A 20,383-nucleotide genomic window follows, 5' to 3' on the forward strand; every position below is an offset into this window, starting at 1 on the left:
TGCGGCGGCGTGGGCCGTTATGCTCACGTCATGAATCGTCCCGACGATGACAGGCGCACAGATGCAGATAGCCTTTCCACCAGAACCGCCCGAATATTGCGCACGCGATCTGGTCGTCGCGTTCTCGGCGCTCGTCGACGGCCGCTGCGTGCAGTGCGCGATCACGGCCGAGGCGCTGGAAGACCATTTCGGTGCGCCGTCGCTGCTCGAGCGGGATTTGCTGCATGCGTTCGAAGCGCACCGTTCGGCGATCGAGGCGATGGCGCGACGGATGCTCGACGAAATCGGCGGCCGGCCGGTGTTGCTGCACAGCGGTCACTTTCGGATGGGTGATTGATACCGCAGGAGGATGCATGACACTGCAAGGCACGATTCATGAGCGCGACTGGTCGGTCGAGATCGAGACGCGGCGGTGTGAATCCGGCGAGTTCCGATGTCGTGTGTCGGTCGAGCATGGCACCGGGCCAGCGCGCTTTCACCACACGTTCGAGCACAGTCATGCGTACCCGACCGAGTACGAGGCGGCGATCGAAGGGTTGCGGGCCGGGATGACATGGATCGAAATGAAGGCGTCGCAGACATTCAACGTTTGAACCGTATCGTGCCGATGGACGCGCGAATGCAAGGCTGCCAGGGCAGTAATCGCCGCGGCCGTCATCGCGCTGCGTGAAGCAGGATCGTGCCGCGCGTGGGACACCGAGGCACGGAGACACAGGAACAGGCAACGCCGTCGACGAGCGGCGACCGCGTCAGGAGAAGCGCCATGGGCGTGGGCATGCAGATCGTCTGCGTCGGATTCGCAGGTTCCGCTGCGCTGGAAGCAGAAGCAGCGGTGCAACTGGTGCGGCTGGAACGATTCCGCGCACGGCTGGAGGATTGCCGTCTGGTGATCGAATTGCGCCCGCGCGTGGACGGCGGCCGGACCTACGACGTGCGGCTCGAGCTGGCCATGCGCGGCCGCTCGCCGGTATCGCTGCCGAGCGGCACTGGCGACGACGTGATCGAGGTGCTTGGCCGCGTGTTCGCGCTGGCCGAGCAGACCCTGTCCGTATCGCAGGCGGGCGAATCCGGGGCGGTCGTGCTGCATGCGCTCACGCCGGGCGCCACCGCGCAATGACGCGCGACGCGCCGTGCGTCACACCTGCGCGAGCGCGTGCGCGTCGATGATCCGCACGCGCTTGCCGCGCGTCTCGACGAGTGAATCCCGATGAAACCGCGAGAACATCCGGCTGACGGTCTCGAGCTTCATGCCGAGATAGCAGCCGATCTCCTCGCGCGTCATCCGCAGGTTGAATTCCGATGCCGAATAGCCGCGCGCCTCGAAGCGCGACGACAGGTTCAGCAGGAAATGCGCGACGCGCTGCTCGGCCGACATCGTGCCGAGCAGCAGCATCTGGCTCGACTCGCGGACGATCTCGCTGCTCAGCATCTGGTAGAGGAAATGCTGCATCGGCTTCATTTCGCGGCACGCCGCCTCGAGCGCGCCGAACGGGATGACGCATACGACGCTGTCCTCGAGCGCGATCGCGTCGCAGCAGTGCTGGCCGCCGCCGATGCCGTCCATGCCGAGCGTTTCGCCCGCGATCTGGAAGCCGGTCACGTGCTCGCGGCCGTCGCGATGCATCATCACCGTCTTGAACGAGCCCGCGCGCACGGCGTAGATGCTGTGAAATGGATCGTCGGTTCGGAACAGCGCGTCGCCTTGGCGAACCTGGCGCGTCGAACAGATGATCGCGTCCAGTCGGCCGTATTCGGCGGCGGTCAGGTGCGGCGGCAGGCACAGCGAGCGCATCAGGCAAGCCGAGCAGCGCGCGGCGGGGTGTTTCGCGCCGTCGTTACGTGAGACCGCGGGAAGCGGAATCGTTGGCCGAGGCGCGACGGATGGGGCGGCGGCGCAGGCGGTGGCTGTTGACATGAGTCACTCCGGCTCGGTCAGGGGCGGTGCGCACGAGCGCGCACCAGGGATTCGATGACGTGGCATGCGGCGTCGAATTCGGCGGTCTTGTCGAAGAAGTAGTCCGCTCCCGCCGTCGCACATGCCTCCCTGAATGCCGGCGCCGAATGGTTCGTCAGCACGATCGTGACGATCCGCGGCGCGGCCTTCGACAGCATCCCGATCAGCTCGAGACCGCTGCCGTCCGCGAGTCGCAGGTCGACGATCACGACGTCCGCGTGGCTGCCGCGGATGTGCATCAGTGCGTCCTCGCCGTCTTCCGCTTCGCCGACGACCACGACGCCGCAGATCGCGCCGACGAGCAGCGCGATCCTTTGCCGGACGGCAATGGCGTGATCGACGAGAAACACCCGGAGTGCGTCGGCGGGTGACAGGCTGGCATTCATGCCGGCAGTATCCTGTTGCGCCGCCGAAAATGAAATCGGCCGAACTGGAAGTTTGTGTAGGCCGCTGCGACGCGTTGTAGGGTGTTTCCTACAACGCGCAGGAGAAAGAGGCGAGGCCGCGTGCCCGGCGACGCCGGGTGGGGCCCGCGAAGATGATGGCGGACCGAGGTCCGCCGCCGTGGAATCAGCCAGCCGCGCGCGCGTCCAGCGCGTCGCGAGCCGTGCGGCACGCGGCCAGATCCCACGCGGCGCAGCCGACCGTTTTGAACAGCAGCGGCCCGCTGCGCTCGAAGGCGCCGCGCAGCACGTCGGCGAGCGATGCGACCTGCCGCCAGTCGACCTGCGCGACGATCAGGTCGCCGGCCTCGTGGCGCGCGCCGGCCGGGTCGTCGACGACGAGGCGGCTGTGGCGCACGGTGTCGGCGTCGATCTCGGCGGCATCCGCGGTGAACGCGCCGACGCCGACCACGAGGCGGCCTTCGCGCGCCGCTTCGCGATAGACGGGCGTGCGGCTCGTCGTCAGCGTGACGACGACGTCGATCGCATCGGGAATCGCGTCGCCGTCGAGCGGCACCAGTTGCGGCGCCTGCGCGCGGTGCGTGGCGCAGAACGCGGCTGCGCTGTCGGCGCGCGAGCCACGCACGTGCAGGCGCGCGTCCGGAAAGATTGCCGCGAGCGCTTCCGCGTGATTGGCCGCCTGCTTGCCGGTGCCGATCAGCAGGATGTCGCGGGGCGCGGCGCCGTGCAGCGCCTGAATGCCGAGCGCGGTAATGGCTGCCGTGCGGCGCCCGGTAACAGTCGGGCCATCGAGCACGAAGCGCAGCGCGCCCGTCGTCGCGTCGTACGCGCTCACCTGGCCGAGGATCGTCGGCAGTCCGCGCGCGCCGTTGCCAGGGCACACGTTCACGAGCTTGTGGCTCGCGAGGTCGCGTGCGCTCGACGGCATCGACAGCATCACGCCGCCCGCCTGCAGCGGCACGACCAGGCGTTCGGGGCTGACGATCTCGCCCGCCGCGTATTCGGCGACGGTGTGTGCGAGCGTGGCGAGCAGCGCGGGGTAGTCGAGCAGCGCGGCCGTTTCGGCGGCGTCGAACGCGGGAATCCGGGGGAGAGCGGTCATCGTATCGATCGGTTTCGTGTCGGTGGGCGTGGACGACGGGCGCATGCCGCGCTCGCCACGGAGGCTGCCGAATATCGAGATGGCAGTCATTCTGGATCAAATCTATACCAGTTGATCGTCGGCACGCAAGCCGGAAAAACAAGCGGACCGTCAATTTTGGTTCTAATATCCGTCCAGATGGGCGTCGCGCACGCCGGCGCCGGTATCGCTCCGGTATAGTGCGAACCCGTTTCCCCGTCCACCACCCGCCCGGGCAGGAGCCCCAGATGATGTCCGCACGTCCCGAATCGCTCGAAGCCGGTTTCCGACCGTTGCAGATCTACGAACAGGTCGCCGAGAAAATCCGCGACGAGATCCGCGCGGGGCGCTATGCGGCCGATTCGAGGCTGCCGTCGGAGCGCGAACTCGCGGCGCTGTTCCAGGTCGGCCGACCGGCCGTGCGCGAGGCGCTCGGCGCGCTGCAGAACGAAGGGCTGGTGTTCACGAAGCGCAATTCGGGCACCTACGTCGTGCCGGCGCCGCTCGACGTGCTCGCGCAGCGCGGCGACACGCGCAGCGTGCCCGACGCCGACTTCAGTCCGACGTCGACGCTCGACGTGCGGCTCATCCTCGAGCCGGCGATCGCGCGCCTCGCCGCCGCGCACGGGCGCGCCGATCCCGTCGCCGAAGGCTATCTCGCGCAGATGGAAACCATCGCCGACATCGACGATCCGCAGCAGCGGGCGCTGTGGAACGAGAGCGACCGGCTGTTCCATCGGCAGCTCGCGTTGATGACCGGCGACGCGCTGATCGTGAAGATCGCGGAGGAAGTCGCGAAGACGATGGACCAGCCCCTGTGGAAGCGGCTGAAGGACGATGGCATCTACGACGCGGGCCGGATCCGGCTCTACGTGTCCGAGCACCGGCTGATCTACGAGGCGATCGTGTCGGGCGACGCCGATGCGGCCGCCTTCTACGTCGAACAGCACATTCTTCGTGTGCGGCGAGACATCACGCCGAAATGACCTGCATCCCGTCGGTCTGGTCTTAAAAATAACCAAAAGCACAAAAATCATTTTGAAACTGCTTGCGTCATGACCACACGTATCCTACATTGGTTTCACACAAAACCAATCAGGAGACACCATGCGACACTTCGTTACCGCGCTCTCGGTGGCCGTTGCCGCCGGCGCGCTGACTTCCGCGCACGCGCAGGAAGTCGTGATGATCGGTCATTCGGCACCGCTGACCGGCCCGCAGGCCGCGAACGGCAAGGACAATGAAAACGGCGCACGCCTCGCCGTCGAGGAGCTCAACAAGGCCGGCGTGAAAGTGGCCGGCAAGACGGTCACGTTCAAGCTGGTGTCCGAGGACGACCAGGCCGACCCAAAGGCGGGCGTGCAGGTCGCGCAGAACCTGGTCGACAAGGGCGTCGTCGCGGTGCTCGGGCCGTACAACTCGGGTGTCGCCATTCCGGCGTCGCGCGTATACAGCAACGCGGGCGTACCGATCCTGCCGGTCGCGTCGAACCCGGCGCTCACGCGGCAGGGCTTCAAGAACATCTTCCGGATCGGCGCGAGCGACGAACAGCTCGGCGGCACGATGGCGACTTTCGCCGCGAAGACGCTGAACGCGAAAACCGCCGCCGTCATCGACGATCGCACCGCGTACGGGCAGGGCGTTGCGGAACAGTTCATGAACGTCGCGAAGGCGAACGGGATCAAGATCGTCGACCAGGAGTACACGAACTCGTCGGCGACCGATTTCCTCGGCATTCTCACCAAGATCAAGGCCAGCAATCCCGACGTGATCTTCCTCGGCGGTTATGCGGCGCAAGGCGCGCCGATGGCGAAGCAAATGAAGCAGCGCGGGTTGCGCGCGAAGCTGCTCGGCGGCGACGGCATCTGCTCGGCCGACATGGGCAAGGTCGCGGGCGAGGCCGCGTCGATCGTCTACTGTGCGCAGGGCGGCGTCGCGCTCGAGAAGACGCCGGCCGGCCGCGAATTCCTGAAGAAGTACCACGATACCTATCACACGGACACGCAGGTCTACGGCGTCAACTACTACGACGGCATGAAGCTGCTCGCCGACGCGATGGTCAAGGCCGGCACGACCACGGACAAGGCGAAGTTGATCGCGCAGCTGGCGAAGTCGAACTACGCGGGCGTCGCGGGCACCTATTCGTTCGACGAACGCGGCGACCTGAAGGGCGCGCCGACCACCGTCTACGTGATCCGCAACGGCCTGCCCGAGCCGTACGCCAAGTAATCCGTCACCGGACGGCGCCGCGGCGCCGTCCTTCGTTTTCACGCCTTCGATCCTCCATGAAAATTTCCCGATCCATTTCCACCGTCGAGGTCCATACCGGCGGCGAAGCGTTCCGCATCGTCACGAGCGGGCTGCCGCGCCTGCCCGGCGACACGATCGTCAAGCGCCGCGCGTGGCTCAAGGAGAACGCCGACGAGATCCGCACGGCGCTGATGTTCGAGCCGCGCGGCCACGCCGACATGTACGGCGGCTACCTCACCGAGCCGGTGTCGGCGAACGCAGATTTCGGCGTGATATTCGTGCACAACGAAGGCTACAGCGACCATTGCGGACACGGCATCATCGCGCTGTCGACCGCCGCGGTCGAGCTCGGCTGGGTGCAGCGCATGGTGCCGGAGACGCGCGTCGGCATCGACGCGCCGTGCGGTTTCATCGAGGCGTTTGTGAAATGGGACGGCGAACACGCGGGGCCGGTGCGCTTCGTCAACGTGCCGTCGTTCATCTGGCAGCGCGACGTGTCGGTCGACACGCCGTCGTTCGGCACCGTGACCGGCGACATCGCGTACGGCGGCGCATTCTATTTCTACGTCGACGGCGCGCCGTTCGACCTGCCGGTGCGCGAAGCGGCGGTGGAAAAACTGATCCGCTTCGGCGCCGAAGTGAAGGCCGCCGCGAACGCGAAATATCCGGTCGTGCATCCGGAGATCCCCGACATCAACCATATCTACGGCACGATCATCGCGAACGCGCCGCGCCATCCGGACTCGACACAGGCGAACTGCTGCGTGTTCGCGGATCGCGAGGTCGACCGCTCGCCGACCGGCTCCGGCACCGGCGGGCGCGTCGCGCAGTTGTACCAGCGCGGCCTGCTGGCGGCCGGCGACACGCTCGTCAACGAGTCGATCGTCGGCACGGTGTTCAAGGGGCGCGTGCTGCGCGAAACGACGGTCGGCGATATTTCGGCCGTGATCCCGGAAGTGGAGGGCAGCGCGCACATCTGCGGGTTCGCGAACTGGATCGTCGACGAGCGCGATCCGTTGACCTACGGTTTTCTCGTGCGCTGAGCGTCGCGTACGGCACCCGGTTGTACCAGGCTTGGCGCGCGGTTCCTTTACGGGGCGCGCGCCTTTTTTGTTGTAAAGATGCGCGATCCGGCGCCGTTCGCACGGGCCCGGGACTGCCGCGGGCCGGTGGGCCGCGCGAGTTTTGGTACGATGCAGCCTTTCCAGCAGATCCCCCACCCGCGTGAATCGCCGAAACGTGTCGTCAGTGCGTGACCTCTGTGCCAAATGGGTCGCGCGCGCCCAACCCGTCGCGGCCGCTGCCGCCGTGCCCGTCAAGCGTGTCCTGGCCATCGCCTGGCGCCATCTCCGTCATCCGACGCGCCGCGGCGTGCTGCGCGCGGCCGCCGCCGTGCCGGCGCTGTTGCTGCTGTACGTGCTGGTGCTGATTCCGTTCACGCCCGGCATCGGCGACATCCGCAAGGCACGCGTCGACCAGCCTGCGCAGGTGCTGTCCGCCGACGGCAAGGTGCTGGCGGAATTCAAGCCGTCGAACCGCGAATGGGTGTCGCTCAAGCAGATCTCGCCGCACATGGTCGACGCGCTGATCGCGACCGAGGACCATCGCTTCTACGAGCACCACGGCCTCGACTGGAAGCGCACGGCGTCGGCCGCGCTCCATACGTTCTCGGGCAGCCGCCAGGGCGGCTCGACGATCACGCAGCAGCTCGCACGCAACCTGTATCCGGACGAGATCGGCCGCGCGCCGACGCTCACGCGCAAGGTGAAGGAGGCGATCACCGCGCTGAAGATCGAGGCCGTGTACAGCAAGGACCAGATCCTCGAGACCTACCTGAACACGGTGCCGTTCCTGTACAACGCGTACGGCGTCGAGATGGCCGCGCGCACCTATTTCGACAAGTCGGCCGACGAGCTCGACGTGCTGGACAGCGCGACGCTCGTCGGGATGCTGAAGGGCAACAGCTACTACAACCCGGTGCTGAACCCCGAGCGCGCGCTGCAGCGGCGCAACACGGTGCTCGGCCAGATGGTGAAGTACGGCAAGCTGTCGCCGGCGCAGTTCGCGCAGTTGCAGCGCCGGCCGCTGCGCATCGATTTCGAGCGCCAGAAGGAACCGCCCGGGCCTGCGCCGCACTTCGCGCAGCAACTCCGCAAATGGCTGATCGGCTGGGCCGACCGCAACGACTACAACATCTACTCGGACGGGCTGGTCGTGCGCACCACGATCGATTCGCGGCTGCAGCAGATGGCGACCCAGGCGCTGACGCTGCAGGCGAACCAGTTGCAGGGCATCGCGAACAACGCGTGGGGCGGCCGCGACGGTTGCGGCACCGACAACGAGGTGTTCCGCACCTTCATGCGCGAGTCGCCCGAGTACAAGGCCGCGCAGGATGCCGGCAAGAACGATGCCGTCGCGATGAAGCAACTCGCCGCCGACCGCGGTTTCATGCGCGCGCTGTGCAAGGCGAAGACCGACGTGCAGGCCGGCTTCGTCGCGATCGATCCGCGTGACGGGCAGATCCGCGCGTGGGTCGGCAGCCGCGACTTCACCAACGAGCCGTTCGATCACGTCGCACAGGCGCGGCGTCAGCCGGGCTCGACCTTCAAGCCGTTCGTCTACGGCGTCGCGTTCGCGAACGGGATGAAGCCGGACGACACCTTCATCGACCAGGCGGTCGAGATTCCGCTGAAGGGCGGCGAGATCTGGCGGCCGAATGACGACGTGCCGCCGTCGGGCAAACCGATGACGCTGCGCGACGCGGTCGCGCTGTCGCGCAACCGGATCACCGCGCAGGTGATGGAGAAGGTCGGACCGGCGGCGGTGGCGCGGCTCGCGCGCGACATGGGCGTGCGCGAAAGTCCGCTCGAGCGCGTGCCGTCGCTCGCGCTCGGCACGAGCCCAGTGACGCTGAAGGAGATGGTCGCGTCGTACGCCACGATCGCGAACGGCGGGCTGTACCTCGAGCCGCAGATGGTGACGCGCATCGAGAACCGCCAGGGCGACGTGCTCGCCGAATATGCGCCGGCGCCCCCCGAGCGCGCGCTCGACGCCGAGACCGACAAGACGCTGCTCGGCGTGATGCGCGACGTGGTGACGCGCGGCACCGGCAGCAGCATCCGCACGCGCTTCGGCATTCGCGGCGACGTGGCCGGCAAGACCGGGACCACGCAGGACAATGCGGACGGCTGGTTCATTCTGATGCAGCCCGGGCTGGTGGCCGGCGCGTGGGTCGGCTTCGACGACGGCCGCGTGACGCTGCGCAGCGACTATTGGGGGCAAGGCGCGCACAGCGCACTGCCGATCGTTGGCGACTTCTTCCAGCGCGCGCAACGCGCCCGGATCGTCGACGCGAAGCTGAAATTCGATACCGAGCCGTCGCCCGGCTGGTTCGCGTCGGTGCGCGAACGCGTGACGGATCTGTTCGACGGGTGGTTCGGGCCCGAGCCGAAGCAGGCGCCGGCGCCCGTCAGAACGCAGCGCATCGAGCGGCAGCCGGAGGCGGACGCCGTCCCGGCGTCGGCCGCATCGGCTGCGTCGGCGCCCGAGGCGGCATCCGGCGGCATCGTCGAGGAGTGGGTTCCGGCGTCCGAGGTGGCTGCATCGGCCGCCGCGCTGTCGTCGGGCGCGTCGCAACCGCAGGCCGCGCAGCCGGCGGCGGCGGGAGGCAGTGCGACGCCTGCGGGCAACACGGGCGGCGGGGGCCTCGGCTCCGCCCCGGCAGCACCTTCGGCCGTACCGGCTCCGTCGGCGGCTCCAGCCCCGGCGCCGGTTTCGCCCGGTGCGACCAGCGGTTCGGAGTAACGAGACGTTCAGATTTCGCGCGATGCTGCCGTAATAACGTTGTCACGACAGCTCGCGCGGTCGCTCCGCGCCCTTCCGATGCGGCACATCACCGATCACGTCTCGCTCGCGCGCGATGACGTCCCCGCCGGCGTACCGCTCGGCTTCGATCTCTACGATGCGGGCGGCGCCGCGCTGCTGCCCGCCGGCACGACGCTGCACGATCCCGCGCAGCATGCTTTCCTGTTTGATCACTTCCAGCCCGTCCGCCGGCGCGATGACGCCGAGCCCGCCGTGCCGGCGCCCGACACCGTGCCGGGGGCCGCGCGCATGGGGCTGTCGGCCGGCGCCGCGATCGGCATCCGGCGGCGGGTTGGCGCGACCCGCGTGCTGCAGCGCTGCCGGTTGATCGGGATCGGCGCATCGGGTGCGCTGTTCGTCGAGCCGCAGCCGGCGGTCGTGCTCGACTTTGCCCGCGGCGACGACGTCGAGGCAGTTGCGATCGGCCGGTCGGCGGTGTCGCGTTTCGGTGCGACGGTCGAAGCGGTGCAGGCAACGGGCGCCGCGCCGTTCATGGTGCTTTCGCCGCCGGGCTTCGTCGACCGGCTGCGCACGCGCGCGGAGCCGCGCGTCCAGGTACGGATCGCGGCCCGCTGCACGGGCGGGCCGGTGCACGCGGAGGGTATCGGGATCGTTCGCGATCTCAGCCTGAACGGGCTGTCGATCGCGCTCGACCGGGCGCTCGCGGCGGCCGGCGAACCGTTGCACGTGCAGTTGCCGTATACGGATGAGGATCGTGTCGCGTTGCTCACGCTCGACGGCACGGTGCGCGCGGTGCATGCCGATCCGGTGGTGCCGGGCTGGGCGCTTCACCACGCGGCATTCGACGAAACGGCTGCCGACGACCGGATTCGCCTCAAGGCGTTGCTGTTCGACCTGTCCATGGGGGCCACTGACGCGGATCAGGTTCGCTGATGCCTTGAACGGGGCAAACCTGGCAGCCGCGGCGCGGTTGTCCACCGCCCGGCGAGTCGATCCCCGGGCGAAAGCATGCTGCCGCATATTGGGTTCGGATGCGGCCATAATCCTCTGATGTTTCGACCGAATGCGTGGCAATTGTACGGATTCGGTCAACAGTGAATTTGCGATTTAAGTATTTACCCTGATAGGCAAGCCTCCTAGACTTCCATTCATGCGCAACGACTACCGAGTCCGAAGCGCCTGACAAAACAATCTGGAGGTAACGCATCATGAAATCGCTGATCAAGGCAGTTGCACTGGCCGCTCTGGTGGCCGCACCGGTCGTCTCGTTCGCCCAATCGAACCAGCAGCCGCTGACGCGCGCGCAAGTGCGTGCCGAGCTGGTCCAGCTCGAAAAGGCCGGTTACAACCCGAACGACTGGATCAACTATCCGGAAAACATCCAGGCCGCCCAGGCAAAGATCGCCGCGGCACAGAACACCGGTGCGCAGGCTGACGCAACGGGTTACGGCCCGAGCCCGGTCGCGTCGTCGCAGTCGGGCCAGCGCGTGGTCGTGCCGGCAGCAGCCGATCGTTCGTCGGTGTACTTCGGTCACTAAGCAAGCCGTTCGCCGCGCGGCCGCCGGGCCGCCTGCAAAGCCGTAGCGAAAAGCCCGCACTCGTGTCGAGTGCGGGCTTTTTTGCGTGCGCGGCAAGCGTGGCGCGGGCTGACAATCCATCGCGTGTGCGCTAGCATCGCGGGCGGCATTGCCACGCTGCGGCGGCCGCGACGGAGTTCGCGCCCATCGGCCGGCGAGGTCGCGCACCGAGGCGCGGCGGCAAGCCAGGCATCACGTTCCACGACTTCAACGAAAACAAACAGGAGCATCCATGCGTGTCTTGACCGGTCTGCTGTGCGCGCTGGCGCTGGCGCTGACGGCGAACGTTGCCCATGCGCAGGCGAATTGTGCCGACGCGACGGATCAGGCGGCGATGACGGCGTGCGCCGATCGCGCGTACAAGAAATCCGACGCGGACCTGAACCGCACTTACCAGGCCGTCACCACACGGCTGCGCGATGCGAAGCCGCTCGCGGAGAAACTCGTGAACGCGCAGCGTGCGTGGATCGCCTACCGCGACGCCGAATGCAACTTCTCCAGCGCGAACGCCGAAGGCGGCAGCGTGTATCCGATGGTCGTGTCGACCTGCCTCGACGATCTGACCAAGACGCGCAACGAGACGCTGAAGGGTTATCTGTCCTGCGAGGAAGGCGATCTGGCCTGTCCGGTGCCGGGGAAGTAAGGCCGTGCAACGTCCGGCTGGCCCGCACGCCGCGCGGCCGGCACGGTGCGCCTAGACGTCGTCCGCTTCGTCGAGCAGCTTGTGCCGGATCGCGTAGCGGACCAGCGCCGCTTCGTGCGGCATCTGCATCTTTTCCAGAATCCGGGTCTTGTAGGTGCTGACCGTCTTCGCGCTCACGCACAGCGCCTGCGCGATCTCGGTCAGTGTCTGTCCGGCGGCGATCCGGCGGAACACGTCGAACTCGCGATCGGACAGCCGCTGGTGCGGCAGCGTCTCGGCCGGTTCGTTCAGGCTCTGCGCGAACTGCTCGGCCATCGCGAGACTCACGTAGACGCCGCCCGCGGCAACCTTGGTCACGGCGCCGACCAGTTCGGCGCTCGCGCTTTCCTTGGTCAGGTAGCCCGACGCGCCGGCGCGGAACGCGCGCACCGCGTATTGCTGTTCCGCGTGCATGGTCAGCACGAGCACGCGCAGCGCGGGCTTCTCGTCCTTGATCTGCTTGATCAGCTCGACGCCGTTGCGGCCCGGCATCGAAAGGTCGAGCACCAGCACCTGCGCGGGCGTCGAACGAATCAGCGCGATCGTCGACGGCCCGTCGCACGCTTCGCCGGCGACTTCGAATGCGGTGGCGTTCTGGAGAATGTGCCGCAGACCGTCGCGCACGAGCGTATGGTCGTCGGCGATGAGCACCTTGATCATGTGAGGGTGGTTTCCTGTTGAACGGTGCCGAGCGGGAACGCGACCGTGATCGAGAAGCCGCGTGCGAGCGCGGTATCGATCGTCACGCTGCCACCCAGCATGTGTGCGCGTTCGCGAATGCCGATCAGGCCGAACGACTTGTCCTCGTGGGCGGTGCCGCCCGGTGCCGCGCCGCGGCCGTTGTCCGCGACGCGCAGCACGCAGAAGCCTTCCTCGATGTCGAGCCGCAGCGCGACGCGCGTCGCATCCGCATGGCGCGCGACGTTCGTCAGCGCTTCCTGGACGATCCGGAACAGCGTGGTCGCGCCGGTGCTGGTGAACGTGAGCCCGCCCGTTTCGATGTGGCGTTCGACGTCGATGCCGTAGCGGTTCGTGAAGTCGTTGGCCAACCACTCGATCGCGGGCACGAGGCCGAGATCGTCGAGCATCACGGGGCGCAGATCGGCTGCGATGCGCCGCACCGACGCGACGGTCGCGTCGATCAGCCGGCGCATGCCCTGCAGTTGCGACAGCACGTCGTCGTCGGGTTGCGCACGGTTCGGCGCGCGCAGTTGCTGCTCGATGACCGACAGGTCCATCTTCAGCGCGGTGAGCTGCTGCCCGAGGTCGTCGTGCAGTTCGCGCGCGATGCGGGTCTTTTCCTCTTCGCGCACGTTCTGCAGATTCGCCGACAGCTCGCGCAGTTCCTCGCGCGACTGCTTCAGCGCATTCTCGGCGCGCTGCCGCTCGGTGATGTCGCGCAGCATCACCGTGTAGAGCTTGCCCGACGCGTCGCGGATCTGCGAGATCGACGCCTCGATCGGGAATTCCTCGCCGTTGCCGCGCAGCCCGAACAGCACGCGCTGACGGCCCATTTGCCGCTCGGACACGCCCGTCACGCCGAACTGGTCGACGTGCTTCGCATGCGCGGCACGAAACCGCTCGGGGATGAAGCGCGACAGCGGCGCGCCGATCGCCTCCATCGCCGATACGCCGAATACCTGTTCGGCCATCGGGTTGAAGATCACGACCGTCTGCTTCTCGTCGATCGTGATGATCGCTTCCATCGACGAACGGATGATGCCCATCATCCGCGCCTCGTTCAGGATGCCGCGGCTGCTGGCGCCCGTATCCGCGGTGCCGGCGCGGCCGCGCAGCAACGCATGGACGAGTGCCGCGAACGCGAACGACGCGATCAGCCCTGCGGCGAGCACCGTGCCCGCCGCGCGCTGCGCGCCGGTCGCGCTCGGGCGGCCGTCTGCGGAATAGGCGAGCGTCAGCACGGTCCCGCCGAAATTCAGCTGGTCGCTGCGCCGCATCAGGTCGGGCGATGCCAAAGCCTCGTCGGTCGTCGTCTCGGCGCTCGCGATCGGCCGAGGATCGTCGCCGGCGCTCATCCTCAGGTCGAGCCCGCGCTCCGCGTCGAGCGCGCGCTCGATCAGGCGATTCGGGCTCACCTGCGCGAACAGCACGCCGTCGGCGCCGGTTTCACGGGCGCCGGACTGTGCGGCGCCCGTGCGCGATGAAGCCGTGGCGGGCACGAACAGCGTGAGGGTGCGCGCATCGCGGGATGTGTCGTCGTCGGCCGAATGGATGCCGAGTGCGACATCGCCGGTCTGCAGCGCGCGCGCGAGGGGGGCCTGATCCGGCGCACCGAAGCGCACGCCGGCCGAGCTCGACGCGGGCGCGCCGAGCGTCGCCACCGCGAGCGGGCCGGCCGGCATCGGCGCGTGGCCGCCGAGGGCGCTGCGCGCCGCGGGCGACAGCGGCGCATAGCCGAACTGCCGGATCGGCGAACGCCCGCTGTCGAGCTCGAGCGTGTCGGCATACCGGCGCCATTGCTCGGGCGTCATCTGTGGCGCGAGCGCGAACGCGCCGCGCGTGCTTTCGAGCACGGCGACGGCGGCTTGCAGCTCGTGGCGCAGCATCGCCGTCACGTGCGTCGTGCGTCGCTCGAAGCGCGTATGGACGGCGCCTTGCCACTGCTCGCGAACGAGCAGCGCAACGCCGAGCGACAGCGCCGCGCCCGCGAACAGCGCAACGACGCCAGCCGCGAGCGGCTGGCGTAACATGGTCTGGAAGCGCGTGGGCCCTCGGGCGTCACGCGGCGGGGTTCCACTGGCGGTCATTCGATGGCCATTCTGGTGTCGGGGCCGCCCGTGGCACTCGGGCGGCGCGGTATAACCGGGAAAAATCGCACCGGCCGCGTGCGGCAACTATTTTCAGGATGAAATTGTGCGCGTTTTACACGTTTTTTGTAATAGGGTCAGTTAAAAATGAGATAGCCAGGCGGTGCAGCGGGCGTTCCGGCCGCGATTGATACGCGTCAACCGGTGCGTCCGCACGTGGGGCAGACTGTTCGGCAGGCGAGCCGGCATCGGGCCGGCTTGCGGTGACGGGGGCGTCGTTCGCGGGATGGGCGACGGGCTTCCGGTCGGAGGGCGGACCATGTACAAGCGGATTTTCGTCGGGCTCGATGGGGGCCCGAGTGCGCGTCTCGCGCTGAACGAGGCGATCCGGATCGCGGCGGCATCCGGCGGCGAGGTCACGTGCGCGTTTGTCGTCGAGCACCGGCCGCAGCTCGTCGACGTCGATGCGGGCTTCGCGGCCGAACACGACGGCGACGCGGCGGCAGCCGAAGCGGCGACGCTCGTGCTCGACGATGCGAAGGCGGCCCTCGCGCAGCGGCACGTGCCGGGCACCGTGCGCGCGCTCGACGCGTACGGGGAGGACATCGCCGCGGTGCTGATGCGCACGGCGGCCGAGGCCGGCGCCGATCTGATCGTGATGGGCACGAGCGGGCGGCACGGCCTGCGCCGGCTGCTGCTCGGCAGCGTCGCGGAATCGCTGCTGCGCGCGGCCGATCGGCCCGTGCTGCTGGTGCGCCACGACGAGCAGGCCGCGGCGCCGACTGCGTGACGACCGCGGTGCGGCGTCGCGCCGTGAGCGGCGGGCAGGCGGCTGTCGCGCGGATGGCAGTGTGACGGCGGGTGCGGCGGTGCGTCCGCTGCATCGATCGACGTGCCGCCGATATCTTGCGCCGCTGCGTCGCTACGGTGTGATCGCGTAGCGCCGGTTGCGTCGCGTCCCGCACTTCTGGCAGCATCGGCCGGTGTTCGCTTCATCGTCGCGCGCCGCGTTCAGCGCGCGATCCAGTCGCCGCGTGCATGGCCGCGGCGATCGACGCAGCGGCACGCGACGTCGGCCGGTGGGGTTCCCGATTGGCCAGGCCGTGCGTCGCGTGCCCGGTTCAATCCTTCACCGACGTCATCCGCCATGCCGATCTCCGCCGCCGACCTGATTCACCAGTTCGATCTGCAACCGCACCCCGAGGGTGGCTATTTCCGGGAAACCTACCGTGCGGCCGACACGGTCGTGCGTCCGGCCGACGGCGCGCCACGCGCGGCGTCGACCGCAATCTATTACCTGTTGTGCGACGGCGCGTATTCGTCGTGGCACCGGATCCGTTCCGACGAGGTCTGGCACTTCTACGCAGGCGATCCGCTCGAAGTGTGGGTGCTCGACGAGCACGAGGGGCTGACGATCCACCGGCTCGGCAACCCGCTCACGCATCCCGGCACCGTATTCCAGGCGGTCGTGCCGGCCGGGCGCTGGTTCGGCGCGCGCTGCGCGTCACCGGAGCACGTCGCGCTCGTCGGCTGCACGGTCGCACCAGGGTTCGAGTTCGCGGAATTCGAACTCGCGGACGCGACGATACTGGCCGCCACGTTCCCCGAATACGCGGAATACGTGGCGGGGCTCGCGCAGCGCCCCGACGCGTGAGCGCGGCGGCCGCCTCCAACCGTAGCTGTTCCGCGCGGTCCCGGCCAAACCCGTTTAGAATGCACGACTGTGCAGGATCTGCCGCGGACGTGCCGCGGCGATCGCTGTCAGCCGTATCGACGGCCTCCCCCGTGGCACGGTCAGCATGTCTTTCAGGAGCGCCGCCGTGTGGCACTTTCCCATTGCGATTCCCTCGTCGCTCGGCCCGTGGGCCGTGTTCGCGAGCGTACTGATCACGCAGCTCGGCGTGCCGGTGCCGGCCGTGCCGATGCTGATTCTCGGCGGTACGATGGCGGCGATGGGGCAGGCGTCCTGGACAAGCATGTTCGCGGCGGCGATCGGCGCGACGATGCTTGCCGATTCGCTGTGGTTCTTCATGGGCCGCACGCGCGGCCGTCGCTTGCTGAACGGCCTCGTGCGATTCTCGCTGTCGCTCGACACGACGCTGCGCTTCGCGCGTAATGTATTCGAAAGATACGGCGCGCCGCTGCTCGTCCTCTCCAAATTCCTGCCGGGCCTCGGCCTCGTGTCGGCGCCGCTGCTCGGCACGACCGCGATCGGCATCGGCGTGTTCCTGTTCTGGGATCTGGCCGGCGCGTCGCTGTGGGCTGCGTTCTGGCTCATCGGCGGCGCGGCCGTGCATGACCAGATCGTGCAGTTCGTGCTGTGGGTGCGCGCGAGCGGCGGCACGATCCTCGACGCGTTCCTCGCGATCTTCATCACGTTCCTGCTCTACCGCTGGGTGCGCCGCGTGCAGTTCCGGCGCTACCTCGCGCAGGTGCGCATCTCCCCGCCTCAGCTCGTCGAAATGATGACATCGAACGAGCCGCCGCTGATCTTCGATGCGCGGCCGCGCGCGATTCGAGAACGCGAGCCGTATCGGATCGCCGGCGCGGTGCCGGTCGATCTCGATTCGCCGGACCTGCTGGATCCGGAACTGCTGAAGCGGCCGATCGTCGTGTATTGCGTGTGCCCGAACGAGGCAACGGCGAAGCGTCTGATCGCGAAGATGCAGCGCAAGAAGATGCTTCACAACATCAAGGCGCTGAAGGGCGGGCTCGACGCGTGGGAGAAGCACGGCTATCCGGTCGAGCCGCTGCCGGCCGATCTCGATTCATCGAGGTATTTCGTGCGGCCGGAGCATACGGCGCTCGCAGGCGAATATACGGTGCGGGCGACGTTGTCGAAGTAAATCGTGCGCGGGATTCCGCGCACATCCCGATTTCGCCTCCGATTTCACACTTTCGCGCAGCAGGGCCACGCGCCGGCCAGCCTCGGTCGCGTGAACCGCAACGGTGTGCCGGTGTACGGCGTCGCCGTGTCGGTCCCGCTGCTGCTGATCGGCGTGCTGCTCAACTATCTGGCGCCGCAGCAGGTGTTCACGTGGCTGACGTCGGTGTCGACGTTCGGTGCGATCTCGACGTGGTGCGTGATCCTGATCGTGCAGATGCGCTTTCGCCGCACGCTGTCGGCCGACAGGGTCGCGCGCCTGCCGATCCGCGTGCCGTTCTATCCGCTCGGCTCGTTCATTGCGCTCGGGTTTCTCGCGCTGGTCGTCGTGCTGATGGCATTCACGCCGGACACGCGTGTCGCGCTCGTGATCGGCCCGGCGTGGATCGCGCTGCTCGGCATCGCATACGCGGTGTTCTATGCGAACCGCGCGGGCGCGCCCGCGTCGACGAAGTCGTAAGCAAACCGGGCAAAAGTCGCCGCGCCGCGTGCCGCGCGCGCGGCGGCGCATCGCGGCCCGCACGGGTATTGATCGCGATCATGCACGTGGGGGCCGGACGACATATGCTGTTTGAATCGCTTGCCCACGCTTCGCGTGGCCGTCCGCCGTTCCCTGCGACCGCGTCGGCCGTTCGTCCGCCGCGCGCAGCCGCCCGCGCGAAGCTCCGGTCGTCGTCCGCGACGACGCGTCCGCCAGGAGACCTTCGCCATGCAATCCAGCCAGACCATCCCGCCGCTCGCTCGAATTTCGCTGGCCGTCGACCTGACGCCTGAGTCGCTGGCCGCCGCGCGCTACATGCGCACGCTGCTGCGTCCCGGCATGCAGGTGCGCATCGTCTGCGCGATCGACAATCCGCGTCTCGTGCTGCCCGACATTCCGCGCGTCGACGCGCTGCTGACCTCGGCGCGCGAGGAGATGACGCGCGAAGCGCAGGCCACGCTCGAGCGCATCGCGGCACTGTTCGCCGGGAGCGGCGCGGAGATCGAACAGGTGATCATCGATACGTCGGTCACGGGCGGCACGGTGGCCGATGCACTCGCGAACGACACGTCTGCATCACACGCCGACGTGCTCGTGGTCGGCGCCAATCCGCACCATGGACTGTTGCGGCTCGTCGAGGGCGCGGTGTCCGACACGCTGGCCTCGCGCGCACGCTGCGCGCTGCTGATCGTACCCGCCAACTACACGCGGCCGTCGGAAGGACCGCTGCAGCGCCTGATGTTCGCCGTGGACGGCAGCGAGCCGTCGCTGCATGCAGTGCGCGTCGGGCTCGGCTTCGCGGCGCCGACGACGCTGTTGTATGCGGCGTATGTCGTGGATCGCGCGGTTCGTCTGACGGATCTCGTGCCGGTGCGCGCGCTCGAGGATGCGTATCGCGCGGAGGGCGAGGATGCGCTGGCACGGATCGGCCCGCTGTTCCATGCAACGGGGAACCCGACCAAGCGCGGCATTGTCGAAACGCGTCCGACCAGCGACGACGTCGCCCATGCGCTGATGCGCGACGCGGTGCACTGGCATGCGGAACTGCTGGTGGTCGGCACGCACGGCCGGCGCGGCATCGCCGCCTGGCTGATCGGAAGCGTGGCGCGCCGGATCGCGCATCTCGCGCAGGTGCCGGTGCTGCTCGTGCGCGGCGCGGAGTGAAAATCGCGACGCAATGGTGGCGAAGCGGACTTTCGTTGATCTGGATCAGAATTGCCGTGCGCCTCGCATGAGAGGGTGACAGAACGTCCGGGGCGGCGGGTTGCCCGTCGTCCGTGCGCGACGTGGCGATTCGACACGTCGGGTGCAGAACCGCGCGAACGGGCGCATATCCGACGCTGTTGTTCGCGCTTCAAGCGATTTCCGGAGTCGTGCCACGCAGCGCGTGGCGCATCAGCCGATCACGAACTCTCTGGCGCGAGGGTAGGCAGCCGACGGCTGCCTTGGAACGACGGACGGGGTGATTTTCACCCCGTCCGCTTCCTGGCCCCGTGCAGACTACTTTCCTCGCAGGTATTGTTTTGCCCGATGGCGCCGTGCGGAACGGCGTGTGGCGACACGCGATGTGCTGGCGCGCAGCGGTCGTTGCCGATTGGCGTGACAGCCTTCGTCTCCATCGCGCAGCCCCCGTGCCGCATCGGCTGCGTTCGGCTTCTTTCGGTCTTTACACGCGGTGAGGCGCTCGCAGGTCGTGCCGACTGCGGGCGCCGCGGCATACGCGTGCGCGCCGACGCACGCCATGCAGCCGTCCTCGTCCGCCCGGCATGCGATTGCGCAACCGTGGCCAGCCGGGGCGCGTCTTTCGGCGCGGCCTCACGACGACCGGTGCGTCGGCGCCGGCCCGCGCGCAGAGGGCAGCGGCGAAGCGCTGCAGCGCGAGCACCGACCCCGCGACACTCTGGTATTTCTCGCGGCCGATCTGCCCGTCGAGCGTGACGAGCAAGCCCGATTCGCGCGCGAGCGCGAGCAACGCGTCGAGATCGTCGGGCGGGCGGATTGCGACCGGCGCGGCAGTCGCGAACAGCATGCGTGTGCGCCGCTGTCCGTCCCGCGCCGGGAAGTTGCGATGGGCCATGATGGTCTCCTGCGCCCGACCCCGCGTGCCGGCTCGATGGCCGGCTGAGCGATGACCGGGTATGAACGCTTGGTTCATGATGTCAGTATCCGCCGGCCAGGCCGCGTTGCCAATCGGCGCGGGCTGAAGTCGCTGTCAGACATTGCGCGCGCGGTATCGGAATCCGCTGACACGCAGGGCCGACGATCGGTTGCGGTGGCGCAAGGCGGGCCGTCACGCGATGTGCGGCACCCCGATCCGGTGCATTCGAACAGACGAATCGCGGCCGGTGATCATCGCTTGACGCGGGATTTCGGCCGGTCTAAGTTTCCCGATGCATCGGCGTCGCGCGACGGTTCGTCGTACGCGCGATGGGCGGTGC

At 68.2% G+C, this 20,383-nt stretch carries 20 protein-coding genes and 1 pseudogene; 15 read left to right on the forward strand and 6 right to left on the reverse strand.

Annotated features, from left to right (window positions below):
• Nucleotides 1–46: 46 nt before the first annotated feature.
• The 3 genes from DIE08_RS01360 to DIE08_RS01370 all read left to right on the forward strand — a co-directional run bounded on the left by DIE08_RS01360 (nucleotide 47) and on the right by DIE08_RS01370 (nucleotide 1,117).
• Nucleotides 47–337 carry a DUF1488 domain-containing protein gene (locus DIE08_RS01360; protein ID WP_124623930.1) on the forward strand — a complete coding sequence of 97 codons (291 nt, stop codon included), beginning with the start codon at nucleotides 47–49 and terminating at the stop codon, nucleotides 335–337.
• 16 nt (nucleotides 338–353) lie between these two features.
• Nucleotides 354–593, forward strand: a complete 240-nt coding sequence (locus DIE08_RS01365) for a hypothetical protein (protein WP_059599423.1) — start codon at nucleotides 354–356, stop codon at nucleotides 591–593.
• A gap of 170 nt (nucleotides 594–763) precedes the next feature.
• A complete protein-coding gene (locus tag DIE08_RS01370; RefSeq protein WP_124623934.1) occupies nucleotides 764–1,117 on the forward strand; it encodes a metal ABC transporter ATPase in 354 nt (117 codons plus the stop codon).
• A gap of 18 nt (nucleotides 1,118–1,135) precedes the next feature.
• Here DIE08_RS01370 and DIE08_RS01375 read toward each other — a convergent pair whose 3' ends face one another.
• From DIE08_RS01375 to lhpI, 3 genes are all read right to left on the reverse strand, one after another.
• Nucleotides 1,136–1,915 carry a helix-turn-helix domain-containing protein gene (locus DIE08_RS01375; RefSeq protein WP_124623937.1) on the reverse strand — a complete coding sequence of 260 codons (780 nt, stop codon included), beginning with the start codon at nucleotides 1,913–1,915 and terminating at the stop codon, nucleotides 1,136–1,138.
• A gap of 17 nt (nucleotides 1,916–1,932) precedes the next feature.
• Nucleotides 1,933–2,340 carry a response regulator transcription factor gene (locus DIE08_RS01380; protein WP_124900779.1) on the reverse strand — a complete coding sequence of 136 codons (408 nt, stop codon included), beginning with the start codon at nucleotides 2,338–2,340 and terminating at the stop codon, nucleotides 1,933–1,935.
• A gap of 184 nt (nucleotides 2,341–2,524) precedes the next feature.
• Nucleotides 2,525–3,460 (reverse strand): bifunctional Delta(1)-pyrroline-2-carboxylate/Delta(1)-piperideine-2-carboxylate reductase, encoded by a 936-nt coding sequence (lhpI, locus tag DIE08_RS01385; RefSeq protein WP_059599470.1) that lies wholly within the window; start codon nucleotides 3,458–3,460, stop codon nucleotides 2,525–2,527.
• A 266-nt stretch (nucleotides 3,461–3,726) separates the two neighbouring features.
• Here lhpI and DIE08_RS01390 point away from each other — a divergent pair, with 266 nt between their 5' ends.
• From DIE08_RS01390 to DIE08_RS01420, 7 genes are all read left to right on the forward strand, one after another.
• Entirely contained in the window at nucleotides 3,727–4,464 is a 738-nt protein-coding gene (locus DIE08_RS01390) for a FadR/GntR family transcriptional regulator (protein WP_059599427.1), read from the forward strand.
• Nucleotides 4,465–4,585: 121 nt separating this feature from the next.
• Entirely contained in the window at nucleotides 4,586–5,707 is a 1,122-nt protein-coding gene (locus DIE08_RS01395; protein WP_059450263.1) for a branched-chain amino acid ABC transporter substrate-binding protein, read from the forward strand.
• 56 nt (nucleotides 5,708–5,763) lie between these two features.
• On the forward strand, nucleotides 5,764–6,771 hold the full coding sequence (gene lhpH, locus DIE08_RS01400; RefSeq protein WP_124900780.1) for a trans-3-hydroxy-L-proline dehydratase: 1,008 nt from the start codon (nucleotides 5,764–5,766) through the stop codon (nucleotides 6,769–6,771).
• Nucleotides 6,772–6,967: 196 nt separating this feature from the next.
• Entirely contained in the window at nucleotides 6,968–9,532 is a 2,565-nt protein-coding gene (locus tag DIE08_RS01405; protein ID WP_185715821.1) for a penicillin-binding protein 1A, read from the forward strand.
• A 78-nt stretch (nucleotides 9,533–9,610) separates the two neighbouring features.
• Complete coding sequence (locus tag DIE08_RS01410) at nucleotides 9,611–10,486, forward strand: PilZ domain-containing protein (RefSeq protein WP_124900782.1); 876 nt, start codon at nucleotides 9,611–9,613, stop codon at nucleotides 10,484–10,486.
• A gap of 275 nt (nucleotides 10,487–10,761) precedes the next feature.
• Nucleotides 10,762–11,091 (forward strand): DUF4148 domain-containing protein, encoded by a 330-nt coding sequence (locus DIE08_RS01415; protein WP_124900783.1) that lies wholly within the window; start codon nucleotides 10,762–10,764, stop codon nucleotides 11,089–11,091.
• A 271-nt stretch (nucleotides 11,092–11,362) separates the two neighbouring features.
• Nucleotides 11,363–11,773 (forward strand): lysozyme inhibitor LprI family protein, encoded by a 411-nt coding sequence (locus tag DIE08_RS01420; protein WP_124900784.1) that lies wholly within the window; start codon nucleotides 11,363–11,365, stop codon nucleotides 11,771–11,773.
• Nucleotides 11,774–11,824: 51 nt separating this feature from the next.
• Here the strand turns inward: DIE08_RS01420 and DIE08_RS01425 are convergent, their stop codons facing one another.
• Both DIE08_RS01425 and DIE08_RS01430 read right to left on the reverse strand, forming a co-directional pair.
• Complete coding sequence (locus DIE08_RS01425; RefSeq protein WP_059599433.1) at nucleotides 11,825–12,472, reverse strand: response regulator transcription factor; 648 nt, start codon at nucleotides 12,470–12,472, stop codon at nucleotides 11,825–11,827.
• A complete protein-coding gene (locus tag DIE08_RS01430) occupies nucleotides 12,469–14,580 on the reverse strand; it encodes a PAS domain-containing sensor histidine kinase (protein WP_124900785.1) in 2,112 nt (703 codons plus the stop codon). Before DIE08_RS01430 ends, DIE08_RS01425 begins: the two co-directional genes overlap by 4 nt.
• Nucleotides 14,581–14,899: 319 nt before the next feature.
• On the opposite strand from DIE08_RS01430, the gene DIE08_RS01435 reads away from it, so the two are divergent.
• From DIE08_RS01435 to DIE08_RS01455, 5 genes and pseudogenes are all read left to right on the forward strand, one after another.
• Nucleotides 14,900–15,370, forward strand: coding sequence for a universal stress protein (locus tag DIE08_RS01435; RefSeq protein WP_124623954.1), 471 nt, complete (start codon nucleotides 14,900–14,902; stop codon nucleotides 15,368–15,370).
• 357 nt (nucleotides 15,371–15,727) lie between these two features.
• Nucleotides 15,728–16,234, forward strand: coding sequence for a cupin domain-containing protein (locus tag DIE08_RS01440; RefSeq protein WP_124900786.1), 507 nt, complete (start codon nucleotides 15,728–15,730; stop codon nucleotides 16,232–16,234).
• A 166-nt stretch (nucleotides 16,235–16,400) separates the two neighbouring features.
• The gene (locus DIE08_RS01445; RefSeq protein WP_059599472.1) at nucleotides 16,401–17,426 is read left to right on the forward strand and encodes a DedA family protein/thiosulfate sulfurtransferase GlpE; all 1,026 of its coding nucleotides are present in this window, start codon (nucleotides 16,401–16,403) and stop codon (nucleotides 17,424–17,426) included.
• Between the two features lie 45 nt (nucleotides 17,427–17,471).
• A pseudogene (locus DIE08_RS01450) lies at nucleotides 17,472–17,924 on the forward strand (amino acid permease); the annotation flags it as partial.
• Between the two features lie 249 nt (nucleotides 17,925–18,173).
• On the forward strand, nucleotides 18,174–19,109 hold the full coding sequence (locus DIE08_RS01455) for a universal stress protein (RefSeq protein WP_124900787.1): 936 nt from the start codon (nucleotides 18,174–18,176) through the stop codon (nucleotides 19,107–19,109).
• 502 nt (nucleotides 19,110–19,611) lie between these two features.
• Here DIE08_RS01455 and DIE08_RS01460 read toward each other — a convergent pair.
• A complete protein-coding gene (locus tag DIE08_RS01460; protein WP_124900788.1) occupies nucleotides 19,612–20,022 on the reverse strand; it encodes a hypothetical protein in 411 nt (136 codons plus the stop codon).
• Nucleotides 20,023–20,383: the final 361 nt, after the last annotated feature.

Source organism: Burkholderia sp. Bp9004, from assembly GCF_003858025.1.
GTDB classification, from domain to species: Bacteria; Pseudomonadota; Gammaproteobacteria; order Burkholderiales; family Burkholderiaceae; genus Burkholderia; species Burkholderia diffusa.

Excerpts from the sequence above, each read along its gene's own strand:
- DIE08_RS01360 (WP_124623930.1), top strand. The coding sequence starts at position 47 with ATGACAGGCGCACAGATGCAGATAGCCTTTCCACCAGAACCGCCCGAA.
- DIE08_RS01365 (WP_059599423.1), top strand. The coding sequence starts at position 354 with ATGACACTGCAAGGCACGATTCATGAGCGCGACTGGTCGGTCGAGATC.
- DIE08_RS01370 (WP_124623934.1), top strand. The coding sequence starts at position 764 with ATGGGCGTGGGCATGCAGATCGTCTGCGTCGGATTCGCAGGTTCCGCT.
- DIE08_RS01375 (WP_124623937.1), bottom strand. The coding sequence starts at position 1,915 with ATGTCAACAGCCACCGCCTGCGCCGCCGCCCCATCCGTCGCGCCTCGG.
- DIE08_RS01380 (WP_124900779.1), bottom strand. The coding sequence starts at position 2,340 with ATGAATGCCAGCCTGTCACCCGCCGACGCACTCCGGGTGTTTCTCGTC.
- lhpI (WP_059599470.1), bottom strand. The coding sequence starts at position 3,460 with ATGACCGCTCTCCCCCGGATTCCCGCGTTCGACGCCGCCGAAACGGCC.
- DIE08_RS01390 (WP_059599427.1), top strand. The coding sequence starts at position 3,727 with ATGATGTCCGCACGTCCCGAATCGCTCGAAGCCGGTTTCCGACCGTTG.
- DIE08_RS01395 (WP_059450263.1), top strand. The coding sequence starts at position 4,586 with ATGCGACACTTCGTTACCGCGCTCTCGGTGGCCGTTGCCGCCGGCGCG.
- lhpH (WP_124900780.1), top strand. The coding sequence starts at position 5,764 with ATGAAAATTTCCCGATCCATTTCCACCGTCGAGGTCCATACCGGCGGC.
- DIE08_RS01410 (WP_124900782.1), top strand. The coding sequence starts at position 9,611 with ATGCGGCACATCACCGATCACGTCTCGCTCGCGCGCGATGACGTCCCC.
- DIE08_RS01415 (WP_124900783.1), top strand. The coding sequence starts at position 10,762 with ATGAAATCGCTGATCAAGGCAGTTGCACTGGCCGCTCTGGTGGCCGCA.
- DIE08_RS01420 (WP_124900784.1), top strand. The coding sequence starts at position 11,363 with ATGCGTGTCTTGACCGGTCTGCTGTGCGCGCTGGCGCTGGCGCTGACG.
- DIE08_RS01425 (WP_059599433.1), bottom strand. The coding sequence starts at position 12,472 with ATGATCAAGGTGCTCATCGCCGACGACCATACGCTCGTGCGCGACGGT.
- DIE08_RS01430 (WP_124900785.1), bottom strand. The coding sequence starts at position 14,580 with ATGACCGCCAGTGGAACCCCGCCGCGTGACGCCCGAGGGCCCACGCGC.
- DIE08_RS01435 (WP_124623954.1), top strand. The coding sequence starts at position 14,900 with ATGTACAAGCGGATTTTCGTCGGGCTCGATGGGGGCCCGAGTGCGCGT.
- DIE08_RS01440 (WP_124900786.1), top strand. The coding sequence starts at position 15,728 with ATGCCGATCTCCGCCGCCGACCTGATTCACCAGTTCGATCTGCAACCG.
- DIE08_RS01455 (WP_124900787.1), top strand. The coding sequence starts at position 18,174 with ATGCAATCCAGCCAGACCATCCCGCCGCTCGCTCGAATTTCGCTGGCC.
- DIE08_RS01460 (WP_124900788.1), bottom strand. The coding sequence starts at position 20,022 with ATGGCCCATCGCAACTTCCCGGCGCGGGACGGACAGCGGCGCACACGC.